The sequence below is a fragment of the Maribacter sp. 1_MG-2023 genome (genome assembly GCF_030547005.1).
Taxonomy (GTDB): Bacteria; Bacteroidota; Bacteroidia; order Flavobacteriales; family Flavobacteriaceae; genus Maribacter.
On the sequence record NZ_JAUOPN010000004.1, the window covers coordinates 240256 to 263517 of the forward strand.

Below are 23262 nucleotides of genomic sequence, written 5' to 3' on the forward strand. Positions count from 1 at the left end.
TTTATAAAAAGTTACCGACCCATATTAACTTATCATCAATTATAATGAGGATACCACCGATAATTTGTACGAATTTTAATCACATTCGCTATTTTTGCGCTGTAAATACAGAAAATTATGACATTACTTTTAATGGCTGCCGGTAGCGGTAGTAGATATGGAAAGCTTAAACAATTTGATGATTTAGGTCCTAATGGCGAGTTTTTAATGGAGTTTGCCATTTATGACGCCATCCAAAATAATTTTGAGCAAATTGTAGTTATTACAAAAAAAGAGAACGTTTCTTTTTTAGAAGAGCACCTTTCTAAAAGAATACCTATTACTATAAAATTAAATGTTCTTGCCCAAGAACTTACAGATTTACCTGACGGAGTTACGTTTACTGGTGAGCGCAAGAAACCATGGGGTACGGCACATGCAGTTTGGACCGCAAGAAAAGTAATCGACGGACCATTTGTAGTTCTTAACGCTGATGATTTTTACGGACAATCTGCTTATAAGAAAGCAGCTGATTTCATGAAATCTAATGATGAAGCTTATGCTCTTTTAGGATACACTTTAAAAGACACTTTATCTGAACACGGTTCTGTCTCTAGAGGTGTTTGTGAAGTAAACGGAGATTATTTAGTTTCTGTTCAAGAGCGTTTAAAATTGGTTCAAAAAGAGAACAACATTATTGATGAAGATACCAACCTAGAATTTACTGGTGATGAACAAGCTAGTATGAATTTTTGGGTATGTAGGCCTTCAATCTTTGATAAAATAGAATCTGAATTCAGAATTTTCTTGAAAGACGATGATCGTATTGCTAACAGCGAATTATACATTCCTTTAATGATACAAGAAATGTTACAAGCAAAAGAAATCGAAGTAAAATGTATACCTTCTGGTGGAGACTGGTTTGGTGTAACTTATGCAAGTGATAAAGAAAAAGCAATGAATAGTTTAAAAGAAAAATCTGAATCAGGTAAATACCCTGCTCCTATTTGGAAATAAGACTTTCGTTAGTATAAATTAAGACCCATTAGATATTCATTTAATGGGTTTTTTTATACTTCAAAATGATATAAACTAAAAAGAGTCCGATCTTAACAGAACGGACTCTTTTACGAGAACACTATATGAAAATGAAAAAATTTTAATTCGTTTTTTATTACACTGTAAATGTACAGGTAAGGTTAAGTATTAGAAACAAATTGATGTCAACTGCTTATTTTTTGTTGTCAGATGGTCTATTTTTGTTGTGAACTGAATTTATAGCTATGAAAATTAGAATAAAAGGTGATTCCGTTAGGTTTCGACTAACCCAATCAGAAGTTAAATCGCTTTCTACAAACGGCGAGATTTACGACAGTACTAATTTTGGAAGTCAAGTATTCAGTTACGGAGTTATTCTAAAAAGTAATGCCGAGCAATTACATATTAGCTTTGAGAACAATCGAGTTATTTTAGAAATGCCAGAAGCTGTAGGTAAGGTATGGTTTGAAAATGATATTATCACCTATGACCACACGATGAAAACAACGGCTGGCAACAAACTTTACTTACTTCTAGAAAAAGATTTTACCTGTCTTGACAATACCATTGAAGATCAATCTGACAATTACCCAAACCCTAAGTTGAGTTAAAATCAAGTCTATTTCGTCATTTTCAAGTCAGTTTTAATGAATTTGATTGCTGTCTTTACTTTTACATTTACTAAGTTTAGCGTATGGATGCAAAAACCGAACGCAACGTTTCATTTAGAGGATCAGAAGAATTTCTTGACATAGAAATAAAAGACCCCATTACTCATGCCGCAGGGTATCTCGGTGTTCGTGAAGCTTTAAAACATACTTTTAAAGAAATGGGCGTTCTTAGATCCATGCGAACGTTGCTTAGCATGAATCAGAAAGACGGTTTCGATTGCCCAAGTTGCGCATGGCCTGATCCAGAACATCCATCACCAGTAGCCGAATATTGCGAAAATGGGGCTAAAGCCTTAGGCGATGAAGCTACCACAGAAAAAATTGACGCCAGCTTCTTTCTAAAGAACTCGGTTGAAGAATTGTCTCAATTAACCGACTACGAACTCAACAAATTTGGGCGTTTAGTAGAACCATTGATTTTAAAATCTGGCAGTGTTCATTATGAGCCTATCTCTTGGCAAGCTGCTTTTGATTTAATTGCATCAGAATTAAAAAAAATAAATAATCCGGATGAGGCTATTTTCTATACCTCTGGTAGGTCTAGTAACGAGGCAGCCTTTTTATACGGTATGTTTGCCCGTGCTTTAGGTACCAATAATTTACCCGATTGCTCTAATATGTGCCATGAAAGTAGCGGTGTTGCATTAGGCGAAACTTTAGGTATAGGTAAAGGATCTACAACTTTAGAGGATCTTTACGAAGCAGAGGTCATTTTAATTGCCGGTCAAAACCCGGGTACCAATCACCCTAGAATGTTATCTGCATTAGAAAAATGCAAACAGAATGGCGGTAAGGTGATAAGCATTAATCCGCTTGAGGAATCTGGATTGGTAAATTTTAAAAATCCGCAACATCTTGGCGGATGGATCGGTGGTGGCGAAGACATGGCAGATATTCATTTGCCGGTCAACATCAACCAAGACATCCCTTTGGTAAAATTGATTCTTAAGAAATTAGGTGCTTTAGATGAACAATCACAAGATGTATTTGACCACGCATTTATCGAAAAATATACTGACGGATATGAATCATTAATTACTGATCTCAAGAATTATTCATCCGAAGAACTATTAGCGCAAACAGGCGTATCCGAAGAAAAAATTAATGAAACTGTATCGTTATTAGCAAGCAAATCTAAAATTATAGTGTGTTGGGCAATGGGGCTTACACAACATAAAAACGGCGTAGAGAATATTAGAGAATTTATAAACCTTCTTTTATTAAAAGGCGCAATAGGCAAACCTAATGCTGGGACATGCCCTGTACGTGGTCATAGTAATGTACAAGGCGACCGTAGTGTTGGTATTCAACATTTTGTTGATAAGGCAATGAACGAACGTATTAAAGAGCATTTAGGTTTTACACCACCAGATCACGAAGGTGTAGATGTGGTAGGCACCTTGAAAGCTATGTACGAAGGCAAAGCCAAAGTATTTATGTGCCTTGGTGGTAATTTTTTAATGGCGGCTTCTGACACCGAATACACTGCAAAAGGTTTACAAAATTGCGACCTTACCGTACAGGTCAGTACCAAATTGAACCGAACTCATTTAATTACTGGTAAAACAGCCCTAATTCTCCCTACTATAGGTAGGTCAGAGAAAGATATGAAAGACGGTAAACCTCGTCATTTTACGGTAGAAAATAGTATGGGTCGTGTAAAACGCTCTAAAGGAATTCTAAAACCTGCTGCTGACACTATAATGAGCGAACCAGAGATTATCGCAAATATGGGACATGCGTATTTTGGAGACAACCATTCTATGAACTGGAAGGCTTTAGGTAATGATTATGAATTGATCAGAACCCAGATAGATCAAGTTGCCAAAGGATTCAGTAAAACAGAAGAACGTTCTGTTGGTGCTGGTTACTACTTACCAAATAATGTACGTGAGTTAGATTTTAGCATGCTGCCTAACGGAAAAGCACAATTTTCGGTCAATAAATTACCCGAGCACAAATTGGCTAAAGATGAGTACATGTTAATGACCATACGTTCTCATGATCAATTCAACACCACCATTTACGGGTTAGATGATCGCTATAGAGGTGTCTATAATGCAAGACGTGTCATTTTTATGAATACCAATGACATGAAAGCCATCGGGCTCAAAAAATTAGATGTGGTCGATATTACCAGCACTTATGATGACCAGATTAGAACTGCTCATAATTTTAAGGTAGTACCGTACAATATACCATCAGGGAATTTGGCATCTTATTTTCCTGAAACCAATGTATTGGTACCCTACAATCATTTTGCCGACAGAAGTAAAACACCTATTAGTAAGTCAGTTAAGGTGAGATTGGTAAAAAAATAGTTAACTAATATTTTACTGACATTCAAATACTTAACAATCTGGTAACTCAAAAATAAGTTAGTAGTAACCTTATTATAAACTTATTATTCGAATCTTTACGGTCATATGTTTCAGTGCATGAAATCTATTGAATTGACCGTTTTCTCAAATACCCTTCTTGCATATAATAACAAGTTGGAGGTCAATCTACCCTTATTTCGTATATCAAAATTATCAGGTAAGAAACCTCCAATCATTTTATGAAAAAAAGACCAGTTGACATTGTAGTCATTTCTGATGTTCATTTAGGAACATACGGCTGCCACGCTAAAGAGCTTTTAAAGTATATGAAATCTATAAAGCCAAAAGAAGTAATTCTTAATGGTGATATTGTAGACATTTGGCAATTCAGTAAGCGCTACTGGCCCAAATCTCATATGAAGGTAATCAAACTTCTATTAGAATGGGTAGCGAAAGGTATTCCCGTGCATTACGTAACAGGCAACCATGATGAGCTTTTGCGCAAGTTTTCTGGGAATAGCATGGGATCATTAAGTATTGTCAATAAAATGGTGATTCCGCTTGAAGATAAAAAAGCATGGATTTTTCATGGTGATGTTTTTGATGTCACCATGCAACATTCTAAATGGGTTGCCAAGCTTGGTGCGAAAGGGTACGACTCTTTAATTCTACTAAATAGAGGTATTAACTTCGTTAGTAAGAAAATAGGTAGAGGTCCGATTTCTATGTCAAAAAAGATAAAAAACAGTGTAAAATCTGCCGTTAAGTTTATAAATGATTTTGAGCAGATTGCCGCCGATATCGCTATAGAAAATGGTTATGATTTTGTGATATGCGGACATATTCACCAACCAGAAATTCGTGACATAAAGACGGATAAAGGTGAGGTTACCTATTTAAATTCAGGAGACTGGATCGAGAATTTAACCGCACTTGAATACTATAAGGGCAAGTGGAAATTGTATTCATACTTAGAAGACCAACTGACTATAGACCATCAAGAAGGTAGCAAAGAAGAAACCTTTGTATTAGAAAAGGCAGAACTTTTCGAAAGCCTATTAGAAGAGTTTAGAATTAGTGGAATGACCCAACAAACCAAATGAAAGTACTATTCGCAATACAAGGTACCGGCAACGGACATTTAAGCAGAGCACGAGACGTTATACCTGCTCTTTTGAAACACAACATTTCTTTAGACATTTTGGTGAGTGGCATACAAGCAGACATAAAGCTGCCCTACCCGGTTAGATATCAATTAAAAGGACTAAGTTTCATTTTTGGAAAAAAAGGAGGCGTAGATGTCTGGAAAACCTATTACAGGGCAAACTCTCTTCGATTACAGAAAGAAATTAAAAGCATACCTGTAGAAGATTACGATCTCATTATAAATGATTTTGAACCGGTAACAGCGTGGGCATGTAAGTTGAAAAACAAACCTTGTTATAGTTTTAGTCACCAGGCCGCAGTACTATCAAATTTAGCCCCAAAACCCAAGAAAAAAGACAGAATGGGTAAATGGATATTAAACAATTACGCCCCAACAAGCCAACAGTTTGGCTTACATTTTAAGTCGTACGAATCTAACATTTACACACCCATAATCAGAAACGATGTTCGTTCTGCCATTGTTTCTAATGGCGAACATTACACCGTTTATTTACCCTCATATAGTGATGAAAAACTATTGCGTTTTTTAAGTAAGATGAAGAACATAAAATGGGAAGCTTTTTCAAAGCACAACAACTATGAATATTTCAGCAATAACATTCATATAAAACCCATTACCAATGAAGCCTTTGTAAAAAGTATGGCTTCTAGCAAAGGTGTCTTATGCGGAGCCGGTTTTGAAACCCCTGCAGAAAGTCTTTTCATGCAAAAGAAACTACTTGTTATACCTATGAAGGGACAATACGAACAGCAATGCAATGCCGCAGCATTAGCAGAAATGGGCGTTCCCGTAATTAAATCGCTCAAAAAAAAGCATCTAGACAAGGTGAAACATTGGTTAGATACAGATATTGTTATACCTGTAGATTATCCAGACAATACAGATAAAATTGTTTCAAAACTTCTAGAAGAATCTCTAATAATTAACCAAGCGGCAAGCCCGATAGGCATAGAATTGAAAACATAATTAATATTTCAACACAAGCATCGGAACATTTAAATCTCGATTATCGAGTAGTTCACTAAAAGCTCCCTATATCCTTGAAAAAACATAAAGACACCATTTTGTACGCATCAGATTTTGGTGAAGATTTTACATGGGGCGTATCAACTGCAGCATACCAAATTGAAGGCGGTCATGATGCAGACGGTAAAGGTCGATCCATTTGGGACAAGTTTACCGACACCCCGAAAATGATTCTTAACGGAGACCATGCAAATGTTTCCTGCGATTTTTATCATAAGTATAAAGAAGATATTCTTTTGATGAAGTCCATGAATATCGATAACTATAGATTTTCAATTTCGTGGACTAGGATTTTACCATATGGAGTCGAAACCATAAATGCTGAAGGTGTAGATTTCTATAATAAAGTGATCGACTTTTGCCTAGAAAACGAAATTACCCCTTGGGTGACACTATACCATTGGGATTTACCACAAATATTGGAAAACAAAGGAGGATGGACAAATAGGGAAATCGTAGCCTGGTTTTCAGAATTTACACAAGTCTGTGCCAATGCTTTTGGCGACCGAGTTAAACATTGGATGGTCTTGAACGAACCCATGGTATTTACAGGAGCTGGATATTTTTTAGGTGTACATGCACCCGGCAAGAAAGGACTAAAGAATTTTCTACCTACCGCACACCACGCAGTTCTTTGTCAGGCAGCCGGTGGCAGATTACTTAGAACATTAGTACCCGATGCTCAAATAGGCACTACATTTTCATGCTCGCAAATTACCCCATACAGACAGAATAAGCGAGATAGAAAAACTTCTATCATGGTCGATGCTTTGCTTAATCGTTTATTTATAGAACCAGCTCTAGGATTAGGCTACCCCACAAATGAAGCACCGATTCTAAAAAAATTAAAACCCTACATTCAACCGACCGATATGGATGATTGTAAGTTCGATTTTGATTTTATCGGGATTCAAAATTATACCCGCGAAAAAGTAAAATACAGCCTTTTGGTACCATACATAAGGGCTAAAATTGTAAAAGCTAGCAAACGAAATGTAGAAACAACCTTGATGGATTGGGAGGTTTACCCACCTAGCATTTACAATATGATCAAAAAGTTCGGGAAGTATCCTCAGATTAAAAAAATAATCATCACTGAAAATGGGGCTGCTTTTAAAGACACTATTGAAGGAGAAGTTATACCTGACACAGACCGATTAAATTTTCTACAACAATATTTGGGTGAAGTTCTAAAAGCGAAGCAAGAAGGCTTAAATATACACGGATACTTTGTTTGGACGTTTACAGACAATTTTGAATGGGCAGAAGGCTACTTCCCCAGGTTCGGGTTAGTACATATCGATTTTAAAACACTAAAGAGAACCATTAAAGAATCTGGAAAATGGATCTCTAAATTCTTAACCAGCTAAAATAAAGGACATAAAAAAAGCCGATGCTCCCATCGGCTTAAGCTTCTATCCAAAAAACATGTACACATCTTACACGCACAAGTCAAAGATATACGGACTTTCTTTATTCTGTGTTAAGACTATTATAGGAAACCGTTACCTTATTGAAAAGCTGGCATTCCTGTAATATCTGCACCTGTGATCAATAAATGAATATCATGAGTTCCCTCGTAAGTAATTACACTTTCTAAGTTCATCATATGACGCATAATGCTGTATTCGCCGGTAATACCCATACCACCTAATACCTGTCTTGCTTCACGAGCAATGTTAATAGCCATCTCCACATTGTTTCTTTTCGCCATTGAAATTTGAGCAGTAGTCGCTTTACCTTGATTCTTTAATTGTCCCAAACGAAACGCCAATAATTGCGCTTTGGTAATTTCAGTAATCATTTCCGCCAATTTCTTTTGTTGCAATTGCGTAGCTGCAATAGGCTTACCGAATTGCACACGCTCTTTTGCATATCTTAAGGCCGTATCATAGCAATCCATCGCTGCACCGATAGCACCCCAAGAGATACCATATCTAGCAGAATCTAAACAACCTAGCGGCGCACCTAATCCTGATTTGTTTGGTAAAATATTTTCCTTCGGAACTTTTACGTTATCAAATATCAATTCTCCTGTTGCAGAAGCTCTTAATGACCATTTGTTATGCGTTTCTGGCGTTGTGAAACCTTCCATACCACGCTCTACGATTAAACCGTGAATACGCCCTTCTTCATTCTTTGCCCAAACAACGGCAATATCACAAAAAGGTGAATTCGATATCCATAGTTTAGCGCCATTTAAAAGATAATGGTCTCCCATATCTTTATACTTAGTTTCCATACCACTTGGGTTAGAACCATGGTTAGGCTCGGTTAACCCGAAAGACCCCATCCATTCACCAGAAGCTAATCTTGGTAAGTATTTTTTTCGTTGCTCTTCTGTACCATACGTGAATATAGGGTACATTACCAAAGAAGATTGTACCGATGCCGTAGAACGCACACCACTATCTCCCCTTTCAATTTCTTGCATGATTAGTCCGTAACTAATCTGATCTAAGCCCGCACCACCATATTCCTCTGGAATATATGGACCAAAAGCGCCTATTTCGGCAAGACCTTTTATTATCTGCTTTGGGAATTCTGCTTTTTGAGCATATTCTTCAATTATTGGAGATACATCTCGCTTCACCCATTGGCGTGCCGCATCACGAACTAACAGATGCTCTTCAGAAAGTAAATCATCTAAATTGTAGTAATCGGGTGCTTCAAATAAATCTGGTCTCATAACAATGCTTTTATCAAAGATAAATAAAGAAATATAACAATATAAAAGACTAAAGTTACATTTTTAAATAAAATTCTTTAGTCAAGTCCACATACTCAGCAGTATAGATATGCCTTTCAGTTTCAATAATTAATTCTGTGGTATTGTATTCTTTCGCTACTCTAGAGAACGTCAACAACACACGTTTTATTTCTGCAGCTGGGTTGCCTTTTACATGAAGACATTCTTTTGGAAACAAACCTAAGTCTGCTGCCATATGTATAAAAGACTCTTTTTCTTTAAAAGGTAAAATTGTAGTGAACAATCCGTTTTCGGTTAACAATTTCGAAACACCCTCTAAAAGCTCGTTGAAAGGAAGAAACTCATTTTGTCGCGCCTGATCTCGTTGTAAATTTCCAGAAGTTACCATCTCAGAATAAAAAGGTGGGTTACACACAATCAATTCATATTGATCTTCAATTTCGTCTACGAACTCATCTAGACCAGCATGATAACAATATAATCGATCTCCCCATGGCGATAATTCAAAATTCTCAACACATTGTTCATAGGCATCTGCATCAATCTCTATGGCATCCATTACTTCAGCAAAGCATCGTTGTGCTAACATTAAAGAAATAACACCGGTACCGGCACCAATATCAAGAATAGATTCAGGTTTGTTTTTGACATTTGTCCAAGCACCTAAAAGAACACCGTCAGTACCAATTTTCATGGCGCAGCGATCTTGGTTGACACTGAACTGCTTAAATTTAAAAGGTTCGCTCACAGTAAAATCCTAATCCGTTAAATCATTTAATATTCTACTTTTGGCATCTGCCAAATAGCTTCTACCAATAGTATATCTAATACCGCCAATTTCAACACTATTACCTTCAACCACACTAACCTTATCAACGGCAATGGTATACGATCTATGAATTCTAAGAAAATTATCGCCAGGCAGCTCATCTGTAAAACTACTTAGCGTTCTATGGATGATATATTTTGCGGTTGGGGTAATGATTCTGATATAATCTTTAAGGCTTTCTATCACCATAATTTCATCAAGATATATTTTCTGAAGTTTCTTTTTATCGACCTTTACAAAAATAGAAGGCTTCTCGTCTTTATCTGACGAACCATTGTCTGATCCTTTCTTTAAACCAATTACACGGTCTACAGATTTAAAAAAGCGTGGTAGAGAAATAGGCTTCACCAAATAATCTATAGCCTCAAGTTCAAAACTCTTCAACGCATGTTCTTCATGTGCCGTAGTCATGATAACAAATGGTTTTTTATGTAGGGTACTCAAAAATTCCAATCCGTCAAGAAAAGGCATATTAATGTCCAAGAACATAATATCAACTTGGTTGTTTCTTAAAAAAGTTGATGCATCTAAAGCATTTGAAAAGGTGCCTTCTAATTGCAATTCTTTAACTCTCTCTATATAGTTTTTAAGCACATTTACAGCCAACGGTTCATCATCTACAACTATCACTTTCAAAATCATATCACCTTAAGCTTTAAAAAAACATTGAACATTTTATTCTCTTCGAATATCTGCAAATCATAATCATTTTTACCATAGTCCAACTCTAAACGCTTTTTCACATTAGACAGACCGATACCACCTCTTTTTACAGGATAAACATACTCTTTATTGACATTAGGTATAGAGTTTGAGACTTTAAAATCCATAAAGCCGTCTTCAACTTTTACATCAATTTTTATTTTCATTTCCCCAATATTCTTACTGGCTCCATGTTTAAAGCAATTTTCTATAAGAGGAATAAGCAACATAGGCGGTATTTTACAATTAACAAGATCGCCAGATATATTCATATCAATTTTTAAAGAATCATCGAAGCGAATGCGTTCCAAATCTATATAATTTCTAATACAATTGATCTCACTAGTTAAATCTTGCCGCTGCTTTTTTGTGGCATACAATAAATAACGCATCAGCTCAGATAACTTTAAAATAACCTCAGGTGCCTGATGAGATTTTTCTAGCGTTAAAGAATAGATATTATTTAAGGTATTGAAAAAGAAATGTGGAGAAACCTGAGAACGTAAAAAACGGAGCTCAGTTTTTAATTGTCGCTTTTCTAAATCGTGAAGCTTACTACTTTCTCTAAGCCAATCTACCGTAAGTTTAATTACGGTAAAAAATGATATTACATAAACTTCGCCAATCATGGCCTGTACTGCGTAGCCAATAGTAAGTGTATCTATAATTTCATTTGCTTCGGGCATAACGTCAGTACTCACCAAATAATAGGTAAGGTTATATTTGAATAAGAGCATTATGATTAAAGCCAATAATATATATATCGTATACTGAACGTATTTTTTGGTATAAATGAACTTCGGCATTAAATAGTAGGCATTCAAATACGCCAAAAACATGTGTATAGGAAAACCTATTAAATTGGTACGTAAAGAAAGTAGAAAATCGTCGTGAATGAAGGTCCAACGAAAAGTATTAAACCCGAAGTAGACCAACCAAAATAAAATATGGTGCCAGGGTTTAATATTTTTATTAATAGAAGAAAAATACCCGTTAAAGTATTTAGTAACCCTATTAGCCATACTAATCTTTCCTTAATTATAATGACTGCTAAAACTAAGAAAAAATAAAGCTACATTAACAAACATTATAATTCATTAGCAAGAGCAGAAAATAGTTTAATGGAAAATATATAATATTTACGAAAGGTATAAATCTACAAGTCCCTCTGGGGTCTTCACAAAAATACTTTTGTTCTCGCGGTCTATTTTGGTAATGATATCATCACTAACAGGTATAAGCAGTTGCTTATCTTCTTTCTCTACCTCGAACAAGGCTTGCGCTGTAGTATCGTTTACACTTTGTACAATACCAATATCACCATGAACAGAATCTATCATTGTAAAGCCAATAATTTCGTGGTAATAGAACTTGTTCCCCGTAAGTTTAGGCAACATGTTAAGGGGTAAATAGAGTCCAGATTTCATGATGCGATCAGCATCAGATTCTGATTTTACTTCTTCAAAATCTATACGTAGTAAGTTCGATTTATGAAGTCGGCATTTTTTAATAAAAAATGGAACCAGATTGTTTCCTAAAGAAACGAATACTGATTCCATGTTTTCGTATATCTCCGGATCATCGGTATCTAGTTTTACTAGTACCTCACCTTTGAAACTATATTTTGAAACGATATTACCTAGGTAGAAACAATCTTCCTTTCGCATCGTCTCTTAAAAATTATGCTTTATCTTCTTCAGCAGCCGGAGCTTCTGGAGTTTCAACAACTTGTTCTGGCTCGCCAGCAGCTTCAACAGCTTCTACCTCAGATTCAGCGTTTTCACCTTCAGCAACTTCTGGTAAAGCAGCAGCGGCAGCATCAGCAGCACGCTTATCGTTTACTTCTTTTTCTAATTTCAAAGCAGCAGCTCTTTCATCAGCTTTTACTTTATCTAAACCACCAACTTTGTTAGCAATAGAAGCTTCTTTTTCAACAACCCAAGCATTGAATTTTTCTTCTGCTTGCTCTTCAGTTAATGCACCTTTACGAACACCACCTAATAAGTGATGCTTTAAAAGAACACCTCTATAAGAAAGAATAGCTTTAGCTGTATCTGTAGGTTGTGCACCATTTTGCAACCACTGTACTGCATTATCGATATTAAGTTCAATTGTTGCAGGGTTTGTATTAGGATTGTAGATACCTAATTTCTCTAAGAATTTACCATCTCTTTTAGCTCTTGCATCTGCAGCAACTACCCAATAGAATGGTTTTCCTTTTTTACCGTGTCTTTGTAATCTAATTTTTACTGGCATATCACATTAATTTGTAGGGTGCCCGACCCTTGATTATTAATTCTAGTTTTTTAACTCGTTCGCCATCAGTAAGCAAAGCTAATCTGAAAGCGGGTGCAAATATAATTCAAAATACCGAAATGACAATCATGATTAATAGTTATTTAAATAACCACAAATAGATTTCATTTTAAATCGGATGTAAAAATAAAAAAACACAATCAAAACCTCAACAAATACTAACAATCAACAACCCTCATCCCTGTTTTACAAAAATTAAAATTTGATGAATTATACATAAATATATGCTCCTAAATTTATCCGTTAATAACTCTTTGTAATTCTACTTTTTCGAACACCTCCTTTTTTGTAATTTTATATGCACTTTTTAGGTCAAGTAACTGACCGCTTTTTAACACACAGAAAATTCGTTATGTACCTCATCTTTGATACCGAAACCACCGGTCTTCCAAAAAAATGGAATGCCCCTATTACCGACACTGACAACTGGCCGCGTTGTATTCAGATAGCATGGCAGTTGCATGACGAAATGGGAAAATGCATTGAGCATGAAGACTATTTGGTTCGCCCAGACGGATTCAATATTCCCTATGATGCCGAACAAATTCACGGTATTTCTACAGAGCTGGCAGAGCAAAAAGGTATTTCTCTATCTGAGGTATTAGAGAAATTCAACATTGCCATGTCTAAAACAAAATTTGTAGTTGGGCAGAATGTGGGGTTCGATTTAAATATTATGGGTGCCGAGTTTCACCGTTTGGGTGTTGAAAATCCACTACAAGAATTACCCATTTTAGATACCTGTACAGAGCACACCGCAAAACTTTGTCAAATTCCTGGTGGTAGAGGTGGTAAATTCAAGCTACCTACACTAACAGAACTGCATCAATATTTATTTGGCGAGCCATTTGGCGAAGCGCATAATGCAACTGCCGATGTTGAAGCAACCACGCGTTGTTTCCTAGAGCTTATTCGTAAGCAACAGTATACAAAAGAACAATTAGATGTTCAGCCAGATTATTTCAAGAATTTCTCTGAGGCGAATCCGAAAGAGATTGAACTTATTGGTCTTAAACACATTAACCTAAAAAAGGCATCGAAGAAAATAGCCGATGCACTTTGGGCAAAAGATACTGGCGGAGTTTCTCAAGAAGAAATTCAAGAGAACTTAGCAACATTAGAAAACGCAAGTTTTGCACATTTACATAATCACACTCAATTTTCCATCCTTCAATCGACTATAAGCGTACCTGCTTTAGTTGCAGCTGCTGCAAAAGCTAAAATGCCTGCGGTTGCCATGACGGATCATGCAAATATGATGGGTGCTTTTCACTTCGTAAACGGAGTGTTGAACCATAATAAAGGTGTAGTATCAAGAAATGAAGCAAACCAAAAACGTTATGAAGCAACCCAAAACGGTACGTTAGAAGAAGGGCATGAACCTTTAACCGAACTACCAGAACCTGAACAAGAAATCACCCCTATTATAGGTTGCGAATTTCAGGTCTGTGAAGATCACACCAACAAATCACAAAAAGATAACGGGTATCAAATAGTAATGCTTGCTAAGACCAAACAAGGGTATTTGAACCTTGCAAAAATGTCTTCTATAGCATTCGTTTCGGGTAAATATTATGTCCCCCGAATAGATAAAAAAGTTGTTGAGCAATACAAAGAAGATGTCATGGTGTTGACAGGTAACTTATACGGTGAAGTACCTAGTAAGGTTTTAAATGTTGGTGAAAACCAAGCTGAAGAAGCGCTAATTTGGTGGAAAGAAACTTTTGGCCATGACCTATATATTGAAATCATGCGCCACGGTCAAGAAGACGAAGATCGTGTAAACCAAGTATTAATTCAGTTTGCTAAAAAACACAATGTAAAACTAGTTGCCACCAACAATACCTATTACGCAGAGAAAGAAAATGCACATGCGCATGATATTCTTTTATGTGTTAAGGATGGTGAAAAACAAGCTACACCAATAGGTCGTGGTCGCGGCTATCGTTACGGACTACCGAACCAAGAATACTACTTTAAGTCATCTGATGAGATGAAAGAGCTTTTTAAGGATATACCTGAAGCTATCATCAATATTCAAGAAATTATAGATAAAGTAGACACCTTTACATTGGCACGCGATGTACTGTTACCAGCTTTCGATATTCCTAAAGAATTTCAATTCGAAGAGGATAAATTAGATGGCGGTAAGCGTGGTGAGAATAAATTTCTACGTCATATCACCTATGAAGGTGCCAAGAAAAGATATGGCGAAATTACACCTGCTATTGATGAACGACTAGATTTTGAGCTTAAGGTAATTGAAAAAACCGGCTACCCTGGTTACTTCTTAATTGTAGAAGATTTCATTAGGGCTGCGAGAGCTATGGATGTATCCGTAGGTCCTGGTCGTGGATCTGCTGCAGGATCTGCCGTTGCCTACTGTTTATGGATTACCAATTTAGACCCCATTAAGTACGACTTACTTTTTGAGCGTTTCCTAAATCCGGATCGTGTAAGTATGCCCGATATTGATATTGATTTTGATGATGAAGGGCGTGGTCGCGTTATGGATTATGTAATCGATAAATATGGTTCAAATCAAGTAGCACAGATTATCACTTATGGTACTATGGCTGCCAAATCTGCTATTAGAGATACGGCTCGTGCTTTAGATTTGCCTTTGCAAGATTCCGATCGCATGGCAAAATTGATACCTGACATGTCTAAGCTAAAGAAGATTATTGGGGTCGATGAAAAAGTCTTACGATCAAAGTTCAGGTCAGAAGATTTAGAAAAAATAAATGAGCTTTTAGCAATTTCTGAAGGTGATGGCCTCGAAGCAGAAACCTTAAACCAAGCCTATATTCTAGAAGGATCTGTACGTAACACTGGTATACATGCCTGTGGGGTAATTATTACTCCCGATGATATCACCAAGTTCGTACCTGTGGCACTTGCTAAAGATTCTGAAATGTACTGCACCCAGTTTGACAACTCGGTTGTGGAAGATGCAGGATTGTTGAAGATGGATTTCTTGGGATTAAAAACGTTGACCTTAATTAAGGATACCGTTAAAATCGTGAAAGCGAAACATGGTGTTGAATTGGATCCAGAGAATTTTCCGCTAGATGATGTAAAAACATACGAGCTCTTCCAAAGAGGAGAAACTGTTGGAGTGTTCCAATATGAATCTCCCGGTATGCAGAAACACATGAGGGCGTTAAAACCTACTGTTTTTGCGGATTTAATTGCCATGAACGCCTTGTATCGCCCTGGTCCGATGGAATACATACCAAGTTTCATTGCCCGAAAACATGGTACCGAAGAGATTGTATATGACCTTGATGCCAATGAAGAATACTTAGCAGAAACCTATGGTATTACGGTATACCAAGAGCAAGTGATGTTATTATCGCAAAAGTTGGCGGACTTTACAAAAGGTGAAGCCGATGTCTTGCGTAAAGCGATGGGTAAAAAACAAAAGCACGTACTAGATAAGATGAAGCCTAAGTTCATTGAACAAGCTTCAGCAAAAGGACATGCCGTTGATAAACTAGAGAAAATCTGGAAAGATTGGGAGGCATTCGCAGCCTACGCCTTTAACAAATCTCACTCTACTTGCTACGCTTGGATCGCATACCAAACCGCATATTGCAAAGCCCACTACCCTGCTGAATACATGGCTGCTGTATTGAGTAACAATATGAATGATATTAAACAGGTTACCTTCTTCATGGAAGAATGTAAGCGCATGGGCTTAGAAGTATTGGGTCCAGATGTAAATGAATCGTACTATAAATTTGCGGTGAACGATGCCGGTGCTGTCCGTTTCGGAATGGGTGCCGTAAAAGGTGTTGGTCGCGGTGCTGTTGAAACCATAGTCGAAAACAGAAAAGAGGAAGGAGAATACAAATCAGTTTTTGATTTTGCGAAACGAATAGACCTTCGTGCCGCCAATAAAAAAGCATTTGAAAGTTTAGCCGTTGCGGGTGGTTTTGACTCGTTCGGTGATACACATAGAGCTCAGTATTTTCATAATGAAGGAGACGGAGTCACATTTTTAGAAAAGACCATAAAGTATGGTGCTAAGTTTCAAGAAAGCGAAAACTCAAGTCAAGTAAGTCTTTTTGGCGATGCCAGCGAAGTACAAATACCAGAACCTGTGGTACCGCCATGTGAAGAGTGGGGTACTATGGAAAAACTCCGCAGAGAAAAAGAAGTAGTAGGTATTTATATCTCTGGTCACCCGTTAGATGATTTTAAAACCGAAGTAAAGGCATTTTGTAATGCCAATATAGCTTGTGTGCACGATTTACCTTCCTACGTGAACAGAGAACTTACGTTTGCCGCCGTAATTACAGATGTACAGCATAGAGTTTCTAAAAACGGAAAAGGATGGGCAGCATTTACGATGGAAGATTACACGGACTCTTATGAATTCCGAATTTTTGGAGAGGAGTATCTGAAATTCAGACACTTCTTAATGATAAATTCCTTTGCCTACGTAAAACTATTTGTTCGTGACGGATGGATGAATAAAGATACCGGCAAAAAAGGAGACCCTAGAATGCAGTTCAATAGCTTCATGCTATTACAAGAAGTCATGGAAACATACGCCAGAAAGCTTACGATAAAACTAAACATCGCCAATCTAAAAGAGGAGAACGTGCGCACATTAAAAGACACCTTTACCAATCATAAAGGAGAGCATAATGTTAACTTTATTGTTTACGAAATGAAAGAAAAAATCAAAGTAACTTTAAATAGCCGTAAACAAAAAGTAAATATTTCGACCGAGTTATTACAACTTTTAGAAAAACAAGACGTTCACTTTAAACTGAATTAAAGCAGTATGCATCACTTACAACAAGTGAAAAAGTGGTTTTCGTATGAGATGTTAGTTAAGCTTAACTTTTATTTAGCGTTACAATGTAAGAAATGAACTATATAAATTGATAAATTAGCTTGATACCTGAATAGGCAAAACGAATTGTTAGCCTGTAAGGAAACAGAAGAATAATTGACTAAATTTGCATAATCAATAAAAGATATTAAGATGGCATTAGAAATAACAGATGCTACTTTTGACGAGGTAGTTTTAAAAAGCGATAAACCAGTAGTAGTAGATTTTTGGGCAGCATGGTGCGGTCCTTGTCGTATGGTAGGTCCTATCATCGACGAAGTTAGTACTGAATATGACGGCAAAGCTGTTGTTGGTAAAGTTGATGTTGATGCAAATCAAGAATTCGCAGCCAAGTACGGGGTACGTAATATACCTACCGTATTAGTTTTTAAAGGTGGTGAAATTGTAAGCAGACAAGTAGGTGTATCACCTAAGAAAGTTTATACAGATGCAATTGATGCAGCTTTGTAAGCACAACACACTTATATAATAGATAAAAAGAGCTGGCATATGCCAGCTCTTTTTATTTGGCACAATTTTAATTCGACCATTACAGTTAGTTCATATGTCTTTATTATCTTTAAAATTGTGAATCTACAATCAGAATTAAACAAATCATCGCTATTCTCTAACCTAGAGCTGCTTGCCAACCAAGTAGTAGAAGGTTTCATTAGCGGAATACACCGCAGTCCGTTTCATGGGTTCTCTGCAGAGTTTGCCGAACACAAAATCTATAACAACGGCGAAAGCACTAAACATATAGATTGGAAACTTTTTGCAAAAACCGATAAACTCTACACAAAGCGATACGAAGAAGAGACCAATTTAAGGTGCCACATGATCTTAGATAATTCTGCGTCCATGTATTATCCGCAGGTAGATAATTTGGGTATCGATTCTTTAAATAAGATAGGATTTAGCGTCTTGGCGATAGCCGCGTTAATGAACGTGCTTAAAAGGCAGCGTGACGCCGTTGGTTTAAGTATTTACTCCGATGCTTATAATTATTACGCACCAGAAAAAGGAAGCGAACGTCATTTTCAAATGCTATTAGCGCAATTAAGTGCAGTTGGTATGGCAAAGAATCCGCCAAAAGAGACAAATACTTATACCTATTTGCATCAAATTGCAGAGAATATTAAACGTAGAAGTCTCATTTTTCTGTTTACGGATATGTTTCAAACCGAAAAAAATGATGATGAATTGTTCGAAGCGCTACGACATTTAAAATATAATAAGCATGATGTGGTACTTTTTCATCCGATGGATAAACAGCGCGAATTATTCTTCAATTTTGAAAATACACCAAAGAGATTTGTCGATGTTGAAACTGGCGAACATTTAGATTTGTATGCCGATAATATTAAAGAAGCTTATAATGAACGTATTACTGAGTATTTATCTGACATAAAAATGAAATGCGCCCAGTATAAAATCAAATATGTAGATATAGATATACACCGAGATTTCTCAACAGTGCTCAATACTTTTCTCGTGGAAAGAAATAAATTTCTCTAGACTGAAAAAAAAGTAAAAAAAATGTTTGCGCAATACAAATAACTACATATATTTGCACTCGCTAAACGCCACGGTCTGGTAGTTCAGTTGGTTAGAATACCTGCCTGTCACGCAGGGGGTCGCGGGTTCGAGTCCCGTCCAGACCGCTAAAAGCTCTCAAGAAATTGAGAGCTTTTTTCGTTTGCAACTTTTTTTCTGTTTTATGACCAATCACTACGTATACATTATTTATTCTGCTTCGCATGATGTCTATTACAAAGGATATTCCACAGATTATATACTGAGATTGGAACAGCATAATCAAGGCAAAACAACATACACCAAAAACAAAGGGCCATGGAAACTAGTCTATGCAGAAAAATTAGATTCCAAAAAAGAAGCGCTCATAAAAGAGAAAATGCTGAAAAGGCAACATAGACAATATCTAATCTGGCTTTTTAGTCAAAAAACAAACCTTATAAAAACAGGTTAGAATACATGTCTCGGCTCAGCCGAGAGGGTCGCGAGTTCGAGTACTTGCTTGTCACAGCTCAGTCGAGAAGCAGACCGCAAAAAGCTCTCAAGAAATTGAGAGCTTTTTTCGTTTGTAACCTTTTTTCTGTTTTATGACCAATCACTACGTATACATTATTTATTCTGCTTCGCATGATGTCTATTACAAAGGATATTCTACAGATTATACCATGCGACCGAAACAACATAATCAAGGCAAAACAACATACACCAAAAACAAAGGACCATGGAAACTAGTCTATAGAGAAAAATTAGATTCCAAAAAAGAAGCGCTCATAAAAGAGAAAATGCTGAAAAGGCAACATAGACAATATCTACTCTGGCTTTTTAGTCAAAAAACGAATCTTATAAAATAGCTTAGAATACATGTCTCGGCTCAACCGAGAGGGTCGCGGGTTCGAGTACTTGCTTGTCTCGGCCCAGCCGAGAGCCAGACCGCTAAAAGCTCTCAAGAAATTGAGAGCTTTTTTTCGTTTATAAACTTTTTTCTGTTTTATGACCAACCACTACGTATATATTATTTATTCTACTTCACATGATGTCTATTACAAAGGATATTCTACAGATTATAAAATGCGATTGGAACAACATAATCAAGGCAAAACAACATACACCAAAAACAAAGGACCATGGAAACTGGTTTATGCAGAAAAATTAGATTCTAAAAAAGAAGCGCTCATAAAAGAGAAAATGCTAAAAAGGCAACATTGACAATATCTACTCTGGCTTTTTAGTCAAAAAACGAATCTTATAAAATAGCTTAGAATACATGTCTCGGCTCAACCGAGAGGGTCGCGGGTTCGAGTACTTACTTGTCGCGGCTTAGCCGAGAACCAGAACGAAAAAAGCTCTCAATTTTTTGAGAGCCTTTTTATATACAAATATTTTACTTTATTGAATTTTTAAATAGTGCTACACATACGCTGTTACACTAATTTTCTTCGCGTTCTCATCATACGCTCTTGCATTATTTTAGCGTATAGAATCTGATTCTCTTCAATTTGTCTTTCTAAAGAAGAAACTACGTTAACAGCCTTTTCTTTAATAGAACTTTCTACTTTCGAATCTTTGCGTTTATTCGGACTATCAATCGTTAAATCATTCAATAGAGAATTCAACTCATTAGAAACAGATTTCTTAGATAGCGATTGACCATTTTTCGGTTTAGAACTAGACTTAAATAGGTTTAAAAACATAAGGCGATAAGATTTTGAGGTTCTATTTATAACGATCTAATTCCAATAATAGTATAATATAAGTAATCTTTTTCTTACACTAAAACTATTTGACGTATTTAAGAATATAAGCCAAACTCCTAAAACGAAATATTCTAGCTTGATAAAATGGTTTACTACCGTTATTATACTCATATTTTAAGGTCCTTAAAATACTAGAAAAGCAAAAAGTTTGTTACCTTATTATAAAATCTATTCATTTGACCATATGTCTAAAAACTGGTATGTACTTTATGTTAAACCCAAAAATGAGAAAAAGGTAGCCGAAAGACTATCTATTCAAAACATTGATGTGTACTGCCCTATGATAAAAAAAATTAAGCAATGGAGCGATCGAAAAAAGAAAATAGAAGTTCCATTATTTAAATCATACGTTTTTGTAAATATTTCGGAATGCGAAAGACAAAAAGTCTTTGAAGTGCCAGGGGTTGTTCGCTATTTATTTTGGCTGGGTAAACCCGCAATAGTTCGTGAGGTTGAAATGGAAACTTTAAAAAAATGGCTATCAAACGATACTGTCGAAAACTACACTCTAACCAAATTAGAATCTGGCGATAGAGTAGCCATTAAACATGGAGCTTTAAAGAACAAAAAAGCTGAAATCATAGAAATAGGCAAAACCCGTGTTAAATTAATTTTAGAAGGTATGGGTGTTGTCCTTAATATGAAGATTAAGAATCTTGTATAATATACATCAGATTTCTGTGATGTTCTTTATTCCAAAACCATGAAAGTATTACAAATTCATTTTGTGATAATTAATTGTGCAGATAATCGATCAATTCTACCTTTAATCTATTTCAAAATTCTACCAATTTAAATATCAAATAGTTAGCTATATTTTTTTGACAGATTTTACCGCTAATATTTGTCGATATACCTTAAAACATTTGCTAAAAATACATATTCCGTAATTTTTAAATTTGTTAACATTTTATTTTGGAATGTATCTTTTAGCAACATATGTTTGTTTTGTTATTTAATTCTCCCCATTTAGTTGTTTGAAATCATTGACCTTTAAACTTCCCCCAGATATATTTTTCAGAAGTAATTTAAATACTTCGAATTTGACATTATAACTACCGTGAATCTACATTTTTGTGACTTACGATGCGGAGCGCTGTGTTAAATTTCCAGAACCAACAAACTTTCTTTTTAAGAATATTTCTAAATCCTTACCAATGAAAATAGCATTAATTACAGGAATTACTGGACAAGATGGAGCCTATTTAAGTGAATTCTTACTTAAAAAAGGGTATCAAGTACATGGCATAAAAAGAAGAGCATCTTTATTTAATACAGATCGTATAGACCATTTATATCAAGATCCACATGTTGAACATCGAAATTTCATTCTACATTATGGAGACATGACTGATAGTACAAACTTGATACGCTTAATTCAAGAAATTCAACCCGACGAAATATATAATCTAGCGGCTATGAGTCATGTACAAGTATCTTTTGAAGTTCCTGAATATACAGGTAATGCCGATGGTTTAGGAACACTTCGGATTTTAGATGCAGTTCGCTTATTAGGACTTGAAAAAAAAACCAGGATTTATCAAGCTTCAACATCAGAACTGTACGGAAAAGTACAAGAAGTGCCGCAATCTGAAACAACACCATTTTACCCAAGAAGTCCTTATGCAGTGGCAAAAATGTACGCATTTTGGATTACAGTTAATTACCGTGAAGCATATAACATGTATGCCTGTAATGGTATATTGTTTAATCATGAATCCCCTATTAGAGGAGAAACTTTCGTAACTAGAAAAATTACCAGAGCTGCTGCTCGAATTGCTTTAGGTTTACAAGATAAACTCTATTTAGGAAATTTAGATGCTCAAAGAGATTGGGGGCACGCAAAAGACTACGTAAGAATGATGTGGATGATTCTACAAGCAGAAGAACCTGAAGATTGGGTTATTGCCACTGGGGTTACCACACCTGTCAGAGAATTTGTTCGAATGGCTTTTGATGAACTGGGTATCACATTAGAATTTAAAGGTCAAGGCATCGAAGAAAAGGCATATGTCAAATCATGCTCAAATAAAGAATTAAAAATAGAAACTGGTAAAGAAGTATTAAACGTAGATCCCAAATATTTTAGACCAACAGAGGTCGAACTATTAATAGGCGATGCAACTAAAGCCAATACTAAACTAGGTTGGATTCCTGAATATGAATTAAAAGATTTAGTAAAAGATATGGTTAATAGTGATTTGAAATTAATGCAAAAAGATCAATATCTGAAAAATGGCGGTTATACAACCTATAACTACTTTGAATAAAAATTTTATATCTAATCAGATTCAACAATTTAATCAAATAATAAAACCCATTTAATTTCAAAAAAATATCCCTATTAAATCTTAGATTTTACTATC

21 protein-coding genes and 1 tRNA gene are annotated in these 23262 nt (G+C 35.9%); 15 read left to right on the top strand and 7 right to left on the bottom strand.

Annotated features, from left to right (window positions below; genetic code table 11):
- Nucleotides 1-117: 117 nt before the first annotated feature.
- The 6 genes from Q4500_RS07085 to Q4500_RS07110 all read left to right on the top strand — a co-directional run bounded on the left by Q4500_RS07085 (nt 118) and on the right by Q4500_RS07110 (nt 7573).
- Complete coding sequence (locus Q4500_RS07085) at nt 118-996, top strand: sugar phosphate nucleotidyltransferase (RefSeq protein ID WP_303598995.1); 879 nt, start codon at nt 118-120, stop codon at nt 994-996.
- A 266-nt stretch (nt 997-1262) separates the two neighbouring features.
- Nucleotides 1263-1628 carry a hypothetical protein gene (locus Q4500_RS07090; protein WP_303598996.1) on the top strand — a complete coding sequence of 122 codons (366 nt, stop codon included), beginning with the start codon at nt 1263-1265 and terminating at the stop codon, nt 1626-1628.
- Nucleotides 1629-1711: 83 nt separating this feature from the next.
- Complete coding sequence (locus tag Q4500_RS07095; protein WP_303598997.1) at nt 1712-4009, top strand: FdhF/YdeP family oxidoreductase; 2298 nt, start codon at nt 1712-1714, stop codon at nt 4007-4009.
- A 239-nt stretch (nt 4010-4248) separates the two neighbouring features.
- Nucleotides 4249-5112, top strand: a complete 864-nt coding sequence (locus tag Q4500_RS07100; protein WP_303598998.1) for a UDP-2,3-diacylglucosamine diphosphatase — start codon at nt 4249-4251, stop codon at nt 5110-5112.
- Nucleotides 5109-6143: a glycosyltransferase family protein gene (locus Q4500_RS07105; RefSeq protein ID WP_303598999.1), complete on the top strand. Its 1035-nt coding sequence runs from the start codon at nt 5109-5111 to the stop codon at nt 6141-6143. The genes Q4500_RS07100 and Q4500_RS07105 overlap by 4 nt, the downstream gene beginning before the upstream one ends.
- A 74-nt stretch (nt 6144-6217) precedes the next feature.
- Nucleotides 6218-7573: a GH1 family beta-glucosidase gene (locus Q4500_RS07110; protein ID WP_303599000.1), complete on the top strand. Its 1356-nt coding sequence runs from the start codon at nt 6218-6220 to the stop codon at nt 7571-7573.
- Between the two features lie 140 nt (nt 7574-7713).
- Here the strand turns inward: Q4500_RS07110 and Q4500_RS07115 are convergent, their stop codons facing one another.
- From Q4500_RS07115 to Q4500_RS07140, 6 genes are all read right to left on the bottom strand, one after another.
- Nucleotides 7714-8892, bottom strand: coding sequence for an acyl-CoA dehydrogenase family protein (locus Q4500_RS07115; protein WP_303599001.1), 1179 nt, complete (start codon nt 8890-8892; stop codon nt 7714-7716).
- A 55-nt stretch (nt 8893-8947) separates the two neighbouring features.
- Entirely contained in the window at nt 8948-9661 is a 714-nt protein-coding gene (locus tag Q4500_RS07120) for a tRNA1(Val) (adenine(37)-N6)-methyltransferase (RefSeq protein ID WP_303599002.1), read from the bottom strand.
- 9 nt (nt 9662-9670) lie between these two features.
- On the bottom strand, nt 9671-10384 hold the full coding sequence (locus Q4500_RS07125) for a LytTR family DNA-binding domain-containing protein (protein ID WP_303599003.1): 714 nt from the start codon (nt 10382-10384) through the stop codon (nt 9671-9673).
- Nucleotides 10381-11466, bottom strand: a complete 1086-nt coding sequence (locus Q4500_RS07130; RefSeq protein ID WP_303599004.1) for a sensor histidine kinase — start codon at nt 11464-11466, stop codon at nt 10381-10383. Before Q4500_RS07130 ends, Q4500_RS07125 begins: the two co-directional genes overlap by 4 nt.
- 117 nt (nt 11467-11583) lie before the next feature.
- Nucleotides 11584-12111, bottom strand: a complete 528-nt coding sequence (gene rimM / locus Q4500_RS07135) for a ribosome maturation factor RimM (protein WP_303599005.1) — start codon at nt 12109-12111, stop codon at nt 11584-11586.
- A 13-nt stretch (nt 12112-12124) separates the two neighbouring features.
- Nucleotides 12125-12700: a 30S ribosomal protein S16 gene (locus tag Q4500_RS07140; protein ID WP_303599006.1), complete on the bottom strand. Its 576-nt coding sequence runs from the start codon at nt 12698-12700 to the stop codon at nt 12125-12127.
- 412 nt (nt 12701-13112) lie between these two features.
- On the opposite strand from Q4500_RS07140, the gene dnaE reads away from it, so the two are divergent.
- From dnaE to Q4500_RS07175, 7 genes are all read left to right on the top strand, one after another.
- Nucleotides 13113-17549, top strand: a complete 4437-nt coding sequence (gene dnaE / locus Q4500_RS07145; protein WP_303599007.1) for a DNA polymerase III subunit alpha — start codon at nt 13113-13115, stop codon at nt 17547-17549.
- Nucleotides 17550-17759: 210 nt separating this feature from the next.
- On the top strand, nt 17760-18077 hold the full coding sequence (gene trxA / locus Q4500_RS07150) for a thioredoxin (protein WP_024481982.1): 318 nt from the start codon (nt 17760-17762) through the stop codon (nt 18075-18077).
- A 117-nt stretch (nt 18078-18194) separates the two neighbouring features.
- Entirely contained in the window at nt 18195-19124 is a 930-nt protein-coding gene (locus Q4500_RS07155; RefSeq protein WP_303599008.1) for a DUF58 domain-containing protein, read from the top strand.
- A 72-nt stretch (nt 19125-19196) separates the two neighbouring features.
- Nucleotides 19197-19270, top strand: a tRNA-Asp gene (locus Q4500_RS07160).
- Nucleotides 19271-19326: 56 nt separating this feature from the next.
- Complete coding sequence (locus tag Q4500_RS07165; RefSeq protein WP_303599009.1) at nt 19327-19596, top strand: GIY-YIG nuclease family protein; 270 nt, start codon at nt 19327-19329, stop codon at nt 19594-19596.
- Nucleotides 19597-19729: 133 nt separating this feature from the next.
- Nucleotides 19730-19993 carry a GIY-YIG nuclease family protein gene (locus tag Q4500_RS07170; protein WP_303599010.1) on the top strand — a complete coding sequence of 88 codons (264 nt, stop codon included), beginning with the start codon at nt 19730-19732 and terminating at the stop codon, nt 19991-19993.
- A gap of 139 nt (nt 19994-20132) precedes the next feature.
- Nucleotides 20133-20348, top strand: coding sequence for a GIY-YIG nuclease family protein (locus Q4500_RS07175; RefSeq protein WP_303599011.1), 216 nt, complete (start codon nt 20133-20135; stop codon nt 20346-20348).
- Between the two features lie 215 nt (nt 20349-20563).
- Here the strand turns inward: Q4500_RS07175 and Q4500_RS07180 are convergent, their stop codons facing one another.
- Nucleotides 20564-20833 (bottom strand): hypothetical protein, encoded by a 270-nt coding sequence (locus Q4500_RS07180; protein ID WP_303599012.1) that lies wholly within the window; start codon nt 20831-20833, stop codon nt 20564-20566.
- 211 nt (nt 20834-21044) lie between these two features.
- On the opposite strand from Q4500_RS07180, the gene Q4500_RS07185 reads away from it, so the two are divergent.
- Together Q4500_RS07185 and gmd are read left to right on the top strand one after the other, a co-directional pair.
- Nucleotides 21045-21560 (top strand): UpxY family transcription antiterminator, encoded by a 516-nt coding sequence (locus Q4500_RS07185; protein ID WP_303599013.1) that lies wholly within the window; start codon nt 21045-21047, stop codon nt 21558-21560.
- 493 nt (nt 21561-22053) lie between these two features.
- Nucleotides 22054-23166 (top strand): GDP-mannose 4,6-dehydratase, encoded by a 1113-nt coding sequence (gene gmd, locus Q4500_RS07190; RefSeq protein ID WP_303599014.1) that lies wholly within the window; start codon nt 22054-22056, stop codon nt 23164-23166.
- Nucleotides 23167-23262: the final 96 nt, after the last annotated feature.